The following is a 292-nucleotide window of genomic DNA, read 5'->3' as shown; positions in this document are numbered from 1 at the left end:
CCTGATTAACAGTCAGGTGCTACTACCAACTGAGCTACTTCGGAATAATGGTGGGCCTAAATGGACTCGAACCATCGACCTCACGCTTATCAGGCGTGCGCTCTAACCAGCTGAGCTATAGGCCCATAGATTGGAGCGGGTGATGAGAATCGAACTCACGACATCAGCTTGGAAGGCTGAGGTTTTACCATTAAACTACACCCGCATATGGTGGGTCAGGACGGAATCGAACCGCCGACACTTAGAGCTTCAATCTAATGCTCTACCAACTGAGCTACTGACCCATATTTTT

At 49.0% G+C, this 292-nt stretch carries 3 tRNA genes; all 3 read right to left on the bottom strand.

Annotation, left to right across the window (positions count from 1 at the left end):
• Positions 1-48: 48 nt before the first annotated feature.
• Positions 49-125, bottom strand: a tRNA-Ile gene (locus ACVYAD_RS25225).
• 6 nt (positions 126-131) lie between these two features.
• Positions 132-205 (bottom strand) — tRNA-Gly (locus ACVYAD_RS25220).
• 3 nt (positions 206-208) lie between these two features.
• Positions 209-284 (bottom strand) — tRNA-Phe (locus ACVYAD_RS25215).
• Between the last annotated feature and the right edge of the window lie 8 nt (positions 285-292).

This window comes from Lysinibacillus sp. G1-3 (genome assembly GCF_056322905.1).
This window is presented reverse-complemented; position numbering and strand designations above follow the sequence as displayed.